This is a genomic window from Arthrobacter globiformis, assembly GCF_030817195.1.
GTDB lineage: Bacteria > Actinomycetota > Actinomycetes > Actinomycetales > Micrococcaceae > Arthrobacter > Arthrobacter globiformis_D.
In genome coordinates, this window is the sequence record NZ_JAUSYZ010000001.1 from 4,279,105 (window position 1) to 4,292,428 (window position 13,324).

General features: G+C 68.1%; 10 protein-coding genes. 6 read left to right on the forward strand and 4 right to left on the reverse strand.

Annotated features, from left to right (window positions below):
• Positions 1 to 5 precede the first annotated feature (5 nt).
• Complete coding sequence (locus QF036_RS19545) at positions 6 to 689, reverse strand: alpha/beta fold hydrolase (protein WP_307104515.1); 684 nt, start codon at positions 687 to 689, stop codon at positions 6 to 8.
• Complete coding sequence (locus QF036_RS19550) at positions 686 to 5,032, reverse strand: PEP/pyruvate-binding domain-containing protein (RefSeq protein WP_307104517.1); 4,347 nt, start codon at positions 5,030 to 5,032, stop codon at positions 686 to 688. The genes QF036_RS19545 and QF036_RS19550 overlap by 4 nt, the downstream gene beginning before the upstream one ends.
• Before the next feature lie 141 nt (positions 5,033 to 5,173).
• Between QF036_RS19550 and QF036_RS19555 the strand changes: the two genes are divergently transcribed.
• The 3 genes from QF036_RS19555 to QF036_RS19565 all read left to right on the forward strand — a co-directional run bounded on the left by QF036_RS19555 (position 5,174) and on the right by QF036_RS19565 (position 8,455).
• The gene (locus tag QF036_RS19555) at positions 5,174 to 6,472 is read left to right on the forward strand and encodes an MFS transporter (protein WP_307104518.1); all 1,299 of its coding nucleotides are present in this window, start codon (positions 5,174 to 5,176) and stop codon (positions 6,470 to 6,472) included.
• A gap of 6 nt (positions 6,473 to 6,478) precedes the next feature.
• Entirely contained in the window at positions 6,479 to 7,159 is a 681-nt protein-coding gene (locus tag QF036_RS19560) for a FadR/GntR family transcriptional regulator (protein WP_307104520.1), read from the forward strand.
• A 105-nt stretch (positions 7,160 to 7,264) separates the two neighbouring features.
• Positions 7,265 to 8,455 (forward strand): AI-2E family transporter, encoded by a 1,191-nt coding sequence (locus QF036_RS19565; protein ID WP_307104523.1) that lies wholly within the window; start codon positions 7,265 to 7,267, stop codon positions 8,453 to 8,455.
• Between the two features lie 94 nt (positions 8,456 to 8,549).
• On the opposite strand, the gene QF036_RS19570 is transcribed toward QF036_RS19565, so the two are convergent.
• Complete coding sequence (locus QF036_RS19570) at positions 8,550 to 9,083, reverse strand: hypothetical protein (RefSeq protein ID WP_307104525.1); 534 nt, start codon at positions 9,081 to 9,083, stop codon at positions 8,550 to 8,552.
• A gap of 167 nt (positions 9,084 to 9,250) precedes the next feature.
• Between QF036_RS19570 and QF036_RS19575 the strand changes: the two genes are divergently transcribed.
• From QF036_RS19575 to QF036_RS19585, 3 genes are all read left to right on the forward strand, one after another.
• Positions 9,251 to 9,541, forward strand: coding sequence for a hypothetical protein (locus QF036_RS19575; RefSeq protein ID WP_307104527.1), 291 nt, complete (start codon positions 9,251 to 9,253; stop codon positions 9,539 to 9,541).
• A gap of 126 nt (positions 9,542 to 9,667) precedes the next feature.
• Complete coding sequence (locus QF036_RS19580; protein WP_307104529.1) at positions 9,668 to 10,393, forward strand: DUF1206 domain-containing protein; 726 nt, start codon at positions 9,668 to 9,670, stop codon at positions 10,391 to 10,393.
• Between the two features lie 17 nt (positions 10,394 to 10,410).
• Complete coding sequence (locus QF036_RS19585) at positions 10,411 to 11,760, forward strand: SRPBCC family protein (protein WP_307104531.1); 1,350 nt, start codon at positions 10,411 to 10,413, stop codon at positions 11,758 to 11,760.
• 75 nt (positions 11,761 to 11,835) lie between these two features.
• On the opposite strand, the gene QF036_RS19590 is transcribed toward QF036_RS19585, so the two are convergent.
• The gene (locus tag QF036_RS19590; RefSeq protein ID WP_307104533.1) at positions 11,836 to 13,302 is read right to left on the reverse strand and encodes an FAD-dependent oxidoreductase; all 1,467 of its coding nucleotides are present in this window, start codon (positions 13,300 to 13,302) and stop codon (positions 11,836 to 11,838) included.
• Positions 13,303 to 13,324 lie beyond the last annotated feature (22 nt).

The window sequence follows — 13,324 nt, forward strand, 5'->3', positions numbered from 1 at the left end:
CTCTGTCACAGGGAGCCGCGGGCAAAGCCATCCAGCCGTTCTGCGAGTTCAGCCGGGTTGCTCAGGGCGACCAGGTGTCCGCCCGGGATTTCGTAAACCCCCAGGCCAAGCCGGGTCCTGACCACGCGGCGTTGAAAGTCCAAGGGGAAAAATCGGTCATCACGTCCAACCAGCACCCTGGTGGGCACGTCGGGCCAGCGGTCGATCCCGCAGGGCTGCCCGAAGGGCGTGTCGGATGGAGCGCGCTGCTCGCCGGCGCCCGCGGCGATCACCTCCGGGGGAACGTCGTGCAGGAAGTGCACGCGCTCATCAAAATCGCCGGCGCGCCCGTTCAGCCTGTCATTGAGCTCGCGGGCCTGGGGCTGGCCGGTGGCCTCCCACCATTCTCCGGGCGTCTCACCCGGAAGAGGAACCATCGGATTGAGCAGGACGATGAGCTCCACCGGCACGCGCCCCGCGACAACAGGGACCGTGAAGGCGCCCAGGGATTGGCCCACGAGCACCACATTGCGGTGATCCCCGGCGGCCGCGACGACGATGTCGACGTAGTCCTGCAGTCCCAGACGGGGGTCGTCCTCGCGGATGTCGACCGGTATGGCCTGGTGCCCCAGCCGTTCCAGCTCGGGAACCAGCCGGTGCCAGTACCAGCCCACTCCCCCGGCACCCGGGACAAGAACGAAAGTGCTCACGGGCCATCCTGCCTCTCCGTCTCCACCACAATCGTCCCCGCGGCTCCGTCCACGGTCACGGTGTCCCCGGTTCGCACCGTGGGAATGGGTCCGCCCATTTCCATGACCAGCGCCCCTGCAGTCATGAACAGCGGCGTCCACCCCGGGTCCGTCGACGGCGCAACAAGGATTTCGCCCGGCTCCAGGAGCGCGCCGGCCGGGTCCAGGATTACCCTGGCTGTGCCCGTGATGCTGCCGGCCGAGGCCGCTGTTCCCACCAGGATTCCCGGCGGCAGCTGCCCGTCCGCGGACGACGCCGCACGGGTCTGCGCGCCCATGGCCGCCTCGACGTCGGTCCCATCGGAAAGCAGCAGGCGGGGGATGTGCCGGCGCCACATTTCGCGGTCGTAGCTCCGGCGGCGCTCGGCGACGGGTCCGCGAAGGTCCGCGCCGCGCAGTGCCACGCGGGCTTCGGCGAGGTCCAGGAAGAAGACATCGTCCGGTACCGCAATCCGGCCCGCGCCCGCGAGTTCATCGCCTACCAGCTGGAGCTGGCGGCGGAGAACGGCGAAGGCCGTTATCAGCCGGAACTTAGGATACTCGCGCACGCCGGCGGTTTCCCGTGCCCGCCGCAGGCTATGGGCAACGATTCTGCCGAACAGCCTTCCCCTGGATCGGGCGGACCGTTCGGCCAGCTCGGCAACCTTGGTTTCGGCCTGTTCTGCGGCCCGCCGGAAGCGCCGGTCCGGGGCGAGCTCCGGGTCCTCCAGCTTCAGGTAGTTGGCCAGGACGTTAATGATGTGGGCGGGATCCTCGCCCCACCGGGGAACACCGAGGTCAATTTCCGCCACCGCGCGGTGTCCGTACTTCGCGAGAAAGCCGCGCAGAGCGCCCTGGCAGACGGCGGGCAGTGATCCTTGTGTGTAGCGGCCAGCGAGCATCCGGGGGTCTTCCCCGGTGAGTGTACGGACCGACTCCGGGTCCTCCCGGATTGAGGTGGCCGTCCGCCAGAGCTCCAGATCCATCTCGGTGGTCACATTGTGCGGCAAGCCGCGGAGTACGGCCTGCAGCTCACCGGCCTGCACCAGCCGGCCCAGCAGCAGCCGTGCCAGACCCAGCCAGATATACCCTGCGGCTGCCGGCGGCAATACCCGCATCACGGCGGGCGTGATGTCTTTGGTGAGGAGGCGTTCCACGAAATCGAGCCGCAGGGCGCCGGAGGCCGGCTCCGGCAACACCAGCATCCGGTCCGACTCATGGTCCGATTCCCTGACCCGTTCCAGCGCGGCGGCGGGGTTGGCCATCGCGGCCAGGACGTGCCCAAGCAGGCCAAAGGGCGGCGTGGCCCGGAGCCCCGCTTTCAGCGACGCCGCGCCGGAGGCCTTGGTGAGGGTGAAGCGCGGGTCTGCAGCCAGATAGGCCAGCACATCCACGGACCTGGCGTCGGCCACTTTCATGGCTCTTTGAAGACTGCGTCTCCCGCCTTTGCTGCGCAGCAGGGACGTGACATCGACAAACATGCGCATCCCGATCTGGGCGGAACGGTAGGCCCCCAGCCCGTCGGCGGCCGATGTCGACCGGTAGCTGTCGCTCATCAGCGTGAAGGATGCCAGGCCCATGGGCGTCAGCGGCCGGGTCAGCCCCTGCAGCAGGCTGGCGCACAGGTAGGCCCGGGCGCCGCCGTCGTGGTTGTGGGGCTCGGGCAGGGGAAACAGCGTGGTGATCGGACGGGATTGCACCACCCGGATCCCGCCGCTCGGTTCGATGGCCCACTCCAGATCCTGCGGCTCGCCGTAGAGATCTTCCACCCGGGTCCCGACCCTGGCCAGCGAGCGGACCTGCTCGTCCGTCAGGCACGCCTGCCGCGCGCCGTCCTGCCGATCCAGCAACCGGGTTCCGCCTCCCGTTGCGGGCCCGCTTTCGATGAGTTTGTCACCCAGGCTGCGCTGGAGGATCTCCCCGGTGGCGGCATCGACCGTGAAATGATCCGGGTTCACAGCCCCACTGACCAGCGCCTCGCCGAGTCCGTGTGCGGCGTCGATCACGGTTTCCTGACGCCGGCCGGTCAGCGGATTCGCCGTGAACATCACCCCGGCCACGCTGGCGTCCACCATTTCCTGAATAACGACGGCGATGCCGACCGAGCGCTGGTCAATCCCGTGATCGGCGCGGTAGGCAACGGCCCGGTCCGTCCACAGGGAGGCCCAGCAGCGGCGGACCGCATCCCACAGCGCGGCGGAGCCGACGATGTTGAGGTACGTGTCCAGCTGGCCTGCGAAGCTGGTTTCGGGGAGATCCTCGGCCGTGGCGGAGGAACGCACGGCCACCGGAGTGTCCTCGCCCAGACCCGCGTAGGCGGCGAGGATGGCTTCGACGATGTCCCCGGGCAAGGAAGCCGACGCCAGCCTGCTGCGCGTCTGCTCTGCCGGCTCGGATGGTTCCACTCCTGCCGCGGCCGCCACCCGCCGGTAGGCCGCGGTGGTGACGCAGAAGCCACGCGGGACCGGCAATCCGGCGGCCAGCAGCACACCGAGGTTGGCAGCCTTGCCGCCCACCTCAAGCACCATGTCCGCGTCCACTTGGGCCAGGCTGATGACTGTGTTCCCCGGGCGCGATGCGGGCCGGTCTGCGTGCTCATCCACCGGCTGCCCCGCTATCCCACTCCGCGCCGGATTGCCTTCCGGGACTTCCGGTGCGCCTTGCGGTACTTGCCTTCGGCCTTGGCGGTGCTTTTCTGTTCCCGCCTCAGGAGCGAGCCGTAGGCCGCGGCCACGGGCCTCCGGCAGGTCCGGGCCGCCGGCGAGCTTCCCAAGGAAAATCCGAGCCATCACACTGTCGTGGTGGTCGCCGAGGATTTTCTGCTGCTTGTGCGCGGCCTTCGCGAGCTTCGCAGCGCGCTTGCCGAATAAGGGATCGACGGTCTCTGCCGCGTGCCGCAGCCGCTTGGCGTCCTTCCGGATCTGGTGCAGTGCGGTTTCGTGCGCTGTGGCCTCTTTGAGCTCCATGCCTGGCCTGTCACCGGCGCCGTCCTTGGCCCGGGCGGCAGCCTTGTGGGCGCGGCGCAGCCGCTTGGCAGACTTGCCCACCAGCTTGCGGGCCGTCTTGCGCGCGGGTGCCCCGGCCGCCGGCAGGACGGGCGGATGGTCACGGAAGTCCTCGAGGTCGTCCAGGAGCCGGAAGTAGCGGTCCGTCAGGAGCACTTCCTGCGTCTTGCGGTAACCGGCGTCCAGCCTGGTGCCCAGCTCGCGCTCGATCCGCTGCTTGACGTCGTCGGCCCCCTCCCCCGCTGGAAGGTTGCCGGTGTTTGCCCGCAGCCGGTCCAGCATGACTTCGGCGTCACGGGGCGTGCCCAGGATCCGGCCCAGCCACTTGAGCTCGTCGCGCAACCGGCCAACCGCGCCCCGGCCGTAGAGCTTCCGGTAGACCGCGAGGGCCGACCGGACGCGGCGGGTGGCCGAGCGCATCGCATGCACCGCATCGGGTTCCTCCAGCCGCACCCGGGCGTCATTGGCCAGGATTTCGCTGATTTGCCCGGCCAGGTACGCGCTTACGACGGCGGATGCCGGCCACTGCTTGCCCGGTTTCCTGCCGCCGGGCTGCTTTCCGCCGTCTTTGGTTGCTGCCGTGCCGTCAGTTTCGACAGGTCCCTCAGTTTCGACAGTGCCTTCAGATTCGACAGTGCCTTCAGTTTCCCTGGCTTGGGCTGTCGGCGGCGCCCCCAGTGCGCGCCGCAGCTTGGACTCGTGCGCTGACGGCCGGGCGCCGGCCGCCGCCAGGACCGATGCTGCCGACTTGAACACCTCCCGCTCGCCGTGAACCAGTTCGAGTTCCCATTCGCGCCACTGCTGCTTCTGGCCTGCGGGTTTCCCACCCGCCCCCTGAAGAAGCTCGGCTTCCACGGAGTCATCGGCAAAGTCGGCGAGGTGCACACCGTCGTCCCCGTAGAGTGCATGGGTGGTTCGCCGGGTATTCAGGCGGGCCACGGGCACGGGATCCGCTCCGCGGAGGTAGGCGTGCAGGTGGGCCAGCAGTTTCCCGGGAACGACGTCGGCCTGGCCCAGCGGGGCGTGGATCTCCCGGCGGGGTCCCGGCCCCTCCTCCGACGCGGACCCGGTCCCGCCCGCAGCCCCGGCATCTGGCGGCAGCTTTACGTGCCAGCCCGCATCAGCCCCGCCGCTGCGTCGCCGCAGCGTGATCCGGCGGGAGGCGAGAACCAGGTCCCCGGTGTCAAAGTAGACGGCTTCCAGTTCAGCCTGATGGGGATCACCCACGCGCCCCACACCGGGAACGGCGGTGAGGTCGGGCAGCGACGCGCCGGCGTCGACGTCGTACTTCTTCTCCGTTTCAAGGCCTTCGGCAGTCATGGCTGGGCGGCGTCCTTTTCCGTTGCCGGGTTCCTGCGCGTGATGCGCCTGCTGGCCCGAGTCTATTCCCGGGCCGGAAGGCCCGCGAGAGTTTCCCCACAAAGTTCTAGACATCAAACGTCAAACGTCTAACGTTAAGGCATGGCGACCACTTCCTCAGCACCCCCGGCCCCAGCAACGTACCCAACCAAGCCGCGCACCGCCGTCGTCGCCGGCGTCATTGCCCTGGTGCTCATCGGCCTGAACCTGAGGGCCGGCATCACCGGCGCCTCGGCCCTGCTGCATGATTTGCAGCAGGTGCTGGGCTACGGCCCGCTAGTCGCCTCGCTCATCCCCTCCATTCCCACGCTGTGCTTCGCCGTGGCCGGAGCCGCCACTTCCTGGCTGACGGGGAAGCTCGGCGTCGAGAAGGCCATCCTGCTCTCGCTCGGCATGCTGGCAGCCGGGCTGCTGGTCCGGGGCATTCCCACCACCGGCATGCTGGTGGTGGGCACGGTGGTGGGGATGTCCGGCCTGGCCGTCTGCAACGTGTCCATGCCGTCCTTCATCCGGGAGCACTTCGCCGCGCGCACATCGCTCATGACGGCCGTCTACACGGTGACCATGACCAGCGGCGCCACCGTCATGGCCGTGCTGGTGGTTCCGCTCTCGCAGCTGCTGGGATCGCCGTCGGCCGGGCTGGGCACCATCGGGATCCTGGCCCTGTCCGCATTCCTGGGCTTCCTGCCCGTGACCCTGCACGCCCACCGCAACACTGCCCGGAAACCGGCCGGACACATCTCCCCGTGGCCGCTGCTGCGCACCAAGAAGGGCCTCCTGCTCACCGGCATCTTCACCCTGCAGGCACTGCTCGCTTATGCGCTGCTCAGCTGGTTCCCGTACATGCTCACCACCATGGGCCTCAGCCCGGCGGACAGCGCCCTCATGTTCGGAATCATGCAGCTGGTCTCGGTTCCGGCCGGCATGGTGCTGATCGCCATCGGTTCCCGGCCGCGGATGTTGCGTCCCGCCGTCTATCTGGCCACCCTCACCATGACGGCCGGCATTGCCGCGCTCCTCTTGCTTCCCGTTTCCCTGGCCGTCATCCCCGCGGTGCTGCTGGGCTTCGGCTTGGGCATCTTCCCACTGGTGATGGTGATCATCAGCCGCAGCGGCCGGAACACCGCCGAGACCACCGCCCTTTCCACGCTGGCCCAGTCCACCGGTTACCTCCTGGCCACGGTCGGCCCGTTCGGCATGGGCCTGCTGCACAGCGCGACGGGAAGTTGGACGCTGCCGCTGGCACTGCTCCTGGTCATCGCCCTGGTTCAGATCGTTGTAGCGCACCTGCTCAGCAGCGGCCGGGCCGGCGGAGTGAGCGCCAGCGGCGCCAGCACAGCGGGAACGAGCACAGCGGGAACGAGCACAGCGGGAACTGACACCGCGGGAATGAAAGAATAGGACGCCATGACCCTGAGCACGTCGCACCGCCCGCCACTCGCGGACGAAGTCACCGCCAAACTCCGCGAAATGATCCAGACGGGCGAATGGCCGCTGCAGCAGCGCATACCCTCCGAAACCGAGCTCATGTCCGGGCTGGGCGTGTCCCGCGGGACGCTACGGGAAGCCGTCAAGGCCCTGGCCCACAGCGGGATGCTCGAGGTGCGCCGCGGCGACGGAACCTACGTCCGCGCCACCAGCGAAATCTCGGGAGCCGCCCGTCGCCTCTACAAGGAACACACGGACGAACACGTCCTCGAGGTCCGCGTGGGGCTGGACACGCAGGCCGCCCGCCTCGCCGCCCGGCATGCAACGCCCGGCGACGTCGCCGCCATGCGCGCGCTGCTCATCGAGCGTGAGGAGGCCTGGAACGCCGAGGACTATGCGCGCTGGGCCGCCGCCGACTGGGGCTTCCACGAGCGGGTGGCGCAGGCCTCAGGCAATCCGCTCCTCCTCGAGCTCTATGTCAGCTTTGGCGACGTGTTCCACGCCGACCTGCTGAAGCAGCACGGGCGCCCCGGCTTCAACGGCCTGCCGCAGGCCGGCCACGGGGACCTCGTGGATGCCATCGAAGCACACGACGGCGACGCCGCCGTGGCCACCGTGCACCGGAACCTCAACTCCTGCACGGAGTGGCTGCGGGAGTAGCTGCACCCCCCAACGGGTTTCGCCGCCATCCATTACATCAGTAGGCTTACTATCTGACTGGGTCGCCCGGTAGTGTCCGTTGCCCGCTGATAACGAGGAGTTCCGATGGCCCGAACAGCCCCACTGTCCGAGCAAGATCCGCTTCAAGAGCAAGCGCCCCGTCCGCTCACGCCGCGGTCGGCAGCCCGGCAGCCCGACCACAAACCGCCCCGGGAGCTCTGGTCCGACAGCCTGGGAAGGGTGGGAATCCGGTGCGCCCAGGTCCTGCTGGTCCTTGCCGTGGCGGCCGTGTCCGTGTACGGCCTCCTGCAGATCCGGCTGCTGGTCATTCCGGTCCTGATTGCCCTGATCCTCGCAGCCGCCATCGGGCCATTCGTCAACATGCTGCGGCGCCGGGGACTGCCCGGCGGGGCCGCCACCGCCGTGGCCTTCGTGGCCCTGCTGCTGCTCCTGGCCGGCGTCGGCACCCTGATCTATTTCTCCGTCCGCAGCCAGTGGGGCGACTTGGTGCAGCAGGCGTCCAAAGGGCTCGACGAACTTGAGAACTTCCTCCTCTCCGGCCCGGTCCCCATCGACCGCGAGCAGCTGAACCAGGCCAGGGAAGGCGCCGTCCAGTTCGCCACAAGCAGCCAGGTCCGGTCAGGCGCCATCACCGGCCTATCGGCGGTGACGGAATTCCTGGCCGGGGCGAGCCTCATGGTGGTGATCCTGTTCTTCTTCCTCAAGGACGGCGCGAAGATCTGGAACTTCCTCCTGCGGCCCTTCTCCGGGGAGCGGGAAGCCAGGCTGCGGCGGGTGGGCAAGCGGACGCTGGAGGTCCTGGGCGGTTACGTCCGCGGCACGGCCATCGTGGCGCTGGTGGATACTGTGGCCATCGGCGCCGCGCTGCTGATCATGCAGGTGCCGCTGGCCATCCCGCTGGCCATCATCGTGTTCATCGGGGCCTTTGTTCCCCTCGTCGGGGCCACCGTGGCCGGGATCCTCGCCGCCCTGGTGGCGCTCGTCGCCAACGGGCCAGTCGTGGCGCTGATCGTGGTGGCAGTGGTGATCGCGGTCAACCAGCTCGAAGGCGACTTGCTGCAGCCCATCGTCATGGGTAAGTCGCTGCAACTCCACGCCCTCGTCATCCTTATGGCCCTGGCTGCGGGCACCATCCTGGCAGGCATTATCGGCGCCGTCCTGTCCGTCCCCCTGGCGGCGGTGACGTGGGCGATCATCCAGGTGTGGACGGCCGAGGACCCCCACATGCAGGACATGAACCCAGACCTGCCGCCGGCTGACAGCCAGCCGACCTAGACACCCGCCTCAACTGAGCTGAACCAAGCATGACGGCGGCCGGGCACTTAGGTGCCCGGCCGCCGTCGTCCGCTATTGGGCTTTGAGGACGCCGTCAGCGCAGGCCCTTGAACACATTCTTGGGCCGCTGCATCTCGCCGTGCTTGGCGCCCAGGACGATGACCGAGGCGGCGAAGGCGGGGATGGTCCACTGCAGGGCCTTCAGCTGCTTCTGCGCCGACTGCAGCTTCTCCGAAGCGCCAGCCCGGGGTTCAGTGGCCCCCTCGCCGCCCTCCCCGGACAGCTTCTCAACCTTCTTCCCCAGCACGCCGGCGTACAAGGTGACCGCTGCCCCGGCCACCGTGACTGCCGTCTTGTAGATGGTGTCCCGGGCCACGCCATCCTGCTGGGCGATCCTGTCCTTGTTTTCCAGTGCGATGAACAGATCCGCCAGCAGGTGGGTTGCGAAGGCAGCCGTCTGCACTGGCGCCCACTTCATCCAGCCGCGACTCGAAAGGCGTGTGCGCTCAGCCGGATCCTTCGCCTCTGCGGCAGCTCCGTTGAGGCCGACCGCCCCCATCAGCGAGCCGCCAAACCAGGCTGCTGCCGTGAGGTCATGAACAGACCGAGCAATAAGATTTCCCGCCATGATGTCCTTCCTAATACGAGAGGTTCAATCCGGAACAGCGGCTGCCGCGGACCCTACGATCAGGAGCCTGCCAGCCGTACCAAAGACATGGTCCCCATATGGTAAGCACACTTACTAACGTTACGATAGCCCGTAATATCAATGGTTCTGTGCGTAAAATCAACGCCATGGGATCAACAGGAACACTGTTCGGCTGGGCATTCGGCGACTCCGAACGCGAGGACGACCGGGCATACGTAGACGGGCTGAAGCGCGAGGCGCTGGCCAACGCAACGCAGGCTGCCAAGAGCAAGGGCTTCGACGTCGAGGCTGGCTCGGAAGTATTCACCGTCCTCAGCGCGGGTGAAGCCCTCGTCGACATCGACACGGCACCCGACGACCTCGTGGTGCGCTGCACGGTGAAACTCGTGGGTGAGGGCTCGGAGCGCATCCACGCTGAAGGGCCGATGAACGGCTAAAAGTACGGCGGCTAACCGGAGGACACGACGGACAACGAATCGACGATCAGCGAGGCGGCCGACGCCGCGGAGGCTGTATCAAACACCAAGGCGCTCGACGTCGTCGCGCGTTCCGGCTTCGCTGTCATGGCCCTGCTGCACATCATCGTGGGCGCCATCGCGATTGCCTTGGCCTTCGGCCATCCAGGCGACGCCGAGCCCACCGGTGCCATCGAACAGCTGGCCGCCAATCCCTGGGGTCCCGCTGTCATGTGGGCCTGCCTGATCGGATGTGCCGGCCTCTCCCTCTGGCAGCTGAGTGAGGCCACCCTCCGGGCCCGCCGACTGCCGCGCAAGGAGCGGATTGGGAAGCTGATTTCCTCCGGCTTCCTAGCGATCGCCTACGGCAGTGTCGGGCTCACTTTCGCCGGCTTCGCGGTGGGGCTGCGCGGCGACTCCGGCGAATCAACACGGGACGTGAGCGCGGCCCTGCTCGGCAATCCCTTCGGCGGCGTGCTCCTCAGTGCCCTGGGCCTGACCGTCATCGGCGTGGGCATCTACTTCGTGGTAAAGGGTTTTCGGCGTGGGTTCAAGGAGGAACTCTTCCACTTCGACGGCACGCGCCGGGGCAAGATCATCGACTCCCTGGGTGTGACCGGACATGTGGCCAAAGGCATCGCGCTGTTCCTCGCCGGCCTGCTCTTCGCCATCGCGGCCGCCAAGCACACGCCCGAAGAATCCACCGGCCTCGACGGCAGCCTGAAGGCCCTCCGCGACCACGAGTACGGACCCTACCTGCTGTTTGCCATCGGCGCAGGCTTCATTTGCTACGGAATCTTCGCACTGGTCCGGTCAAAGTTCGGCAGGATGTAGCCATGGGAAGGAGACGCATGACGGGACAATCCGGCAGTGGCACGGGTACTCAGGCAGAAGGGGCGACGGAGCGGGCAGCCGAGGTCGCCGGCCGCGGTTTTGCCGCGGTGTTCCGTGCCGTCAAGGCAGTGCGCCCCTTCCGCCCCATTCACCCGCGGGGTGTCAGCCTGGTTGGGGAACTGACTCTCACCGGTGCCGCGGGCCGCACAGCAGCAGGTCTCCCGGGGCCCAGCGGAATCTCCTGGCTCGACGACGCCGGGACGCGCCAGGTGCGCGGGCGGTTTTCCCGCTCGGTCGGGCTCCCTGGGTCGCTGCCGGACATTCTGGGCCTGGCGCTCCGGGTGGGTACAGGTGTTGGCGGCTCCGACGACGTCGCCGATATCCTGTTCGCCTCGACCGGCTGGGGCGTGCCGGCCCGGTTCATGCTGCTGCCCAAGCTGGATGCTGGCACAGCCAGGTTCACCACGCTGATGCCGTACAAGGGTGCCAACGGCCCCGTCCTGCTGGGGCTGCGCACATTGTCCCTGCCGGGGGGCGCCACGGGCAGGGCGGACACGGACGGAAATTTCAAGGAGTCGCTGGCCACCGGTGACTGGACCCTGGCGCTGTCGTACGCCACCCCGGCGGGCCGGTGGGTGCAGGCCGGCGTGCTGCACCTGAGGGCCGCTCCCGCCAGCGGGGGAACGGCTATTGGAGACAGGGCTGGCGGAGACACGGCTGGCGGAGACACGGCCATCCGCTTCGATCCCCTGAAGCATCCCCTGCCCGGTGCCGGGACATACCCCTGGGCCCGCCGGCTCCGGGAGCGCTCGTACCGTGCCGCGCGGCGCCCCGCTCCGCGCGTTTCCGGCGACCCGCATCCCGCCGGGCTCAAAGCTGCGGACTCCGCCAGCAGGCGTCAGGGTTCGGCCGACGAAAGGAACACCATGTCAACCGTCACACAGGTCTTCAATTCACCGGCCTCGGCAGTCTGGACCGTGATCGCCGACGGCTGGCTCTATTCCGGTTGGGTGGTAGGTGCCTCGAGGATCCGCTCCGTGGACGCGCGCTGGCCGGAGGTCGGCGCCCTGCTCCACCACTCGGTGGGCGCCTGGCCGCTGCTCATCAACGATTCAACCAAGGTGACGGCGGCCGAACCGGGGCAGCGGCTGGAGCTGATTGCCCGCGGCTGGCCGATCGGCGAGGCCAAGGTGGCCATCACGCTCGAGGACCTGGGCGAGCAGTGCCGGGTCACGATGGCCGAGGACGCGGTCCGGGGCCCCGGCCTGGCAGTACCCAAGGCGCTGCGGGATCCGATCATCACGGTGCGGAACCGGGAAACCCTGCAGCGCCTCGAGCTCATGGCCGCCGGCGGCGCGGGAGCTTAAACCAACGCGGGGTCACTTCCCGCCCAATCCAGTCGGATTATTGGGCGGGAAATGACCCCGCGTTTCTTTGAGAAGCTAGACGCTGGCGGCGATCCCGTCGCGGGAGATCGAGACCATGTCCTCGCGCGGCACCACCTTGATGCGCTCACGCACAACCTCAACGCCGTGCGAGCCGCCCGCAGCGGTGGCCTCGGCGCCCAGGGCGAGCTCGTGGGCGTCCAGGGCCAGCCAGCCTTCCCAGGTGGTGTATTCCACGCCGCGGCTTTCGAGCAGGTCGACGACGGCGCTGGCAGCGGGTGCCTCGGCAACCGGCAGGTTCTCGCGGTCTTCCAGCAGGAAGGTCACGGTCTCGAGGGCATCACCCTTGGTGTGGCCGATCAGGCCCACCGGTCCGCGCTTGATCCAGCCGGTGGCGTAGATGCCCGGGACGTGCTCGCCGGAGGCGTCCAGGACGCGGCCGCCGGCGTTCGGGATGACGCCCTTCTTGTGGTCGAACTCGATCTCCGGCAGGGCGGAACCAAAGTAACCGATGGCGCGGTAGACGGCCTGGACCGGGTAGTCGATGTACTCCCCGGTGCCGCGGGCGTTGCCCGTGCCGTCCAGCTCGGTGCGCTCAAACTTCATGCCGCTGACGCGCCCGGGGTTCTCGGCGTCGTCGTAAATTTCCACCGGGCTGTGCAGGAAGTGCAGGTGGAGGCGGCGGGAGGCCTTGAGCTCGGAGACATCCTCGGGCTGCTCGGCGATCCAGTTGGTGAGCGTTCCGACCATGGTCTTGGTCTGGTTGTTGCTCTGGATCTGGCGGTCGGATTCCTCGTCGAACTCGAAGTCCTCCGGGTACAGGATGATGTCCACGTCCTTGGAGTGGGACAGCTCGCGCAGCTCCAGCGGGGTGAACTTCACCTGGGCGGGGCCGCGGCGGCCGAAGACGTGGACGTCGGTGACGGGCGATGCCTTCAGGCCGGCGTAGACGTTGTCCGGGATCTCGGAGACCAGGAGGTCGTCGGCGTGCTTGGAGAGGACGCGGGCCACGTCGAGGGCCACGTTGCCGTTGCCGATCACGGCGATTTCCTTGGCGTCCAGCGGCCATTCGCGGGAAACGTCCGGGTGTCCGTCGTACCAGGAGACGAAGTCGGCGCCGCCGAAGGATCCCTCGAGTTCGATGCCCGGGATGTTCAGGTCTGCATCCTTGATGGCACCGGTGGCGAAAATGACGGCGTCGTAGTGCGTGCGCAGGTCCTCGATGGAGAGGTCCGTGCCGTAGTCGACGTTGCCGAAGAAGCGGATGTCACCGCGGTCCAGGACCTTGTGCAGGGCGTTGACGATGCCCTTGATGCGCGGGTGGTCCGGGGCCACACCGTAGCGGATCAGGCCGTAGGGTGCCGGGTAACGGTCAAAGAGGTCGATGCTCACGGTCAGCTCGCCGCTCTTGACGGCCTCGCTCTTGGTGAGGATGTCCGCTGCGTAGACGCCGGCCGGGCCGGATCCGATGACGGCCACGCGCAACGGGCGGGCGGCGGTTCCTACGGTGGTGCTGGTTGACACGGCTGTGTTCCTTTTCTTCTGC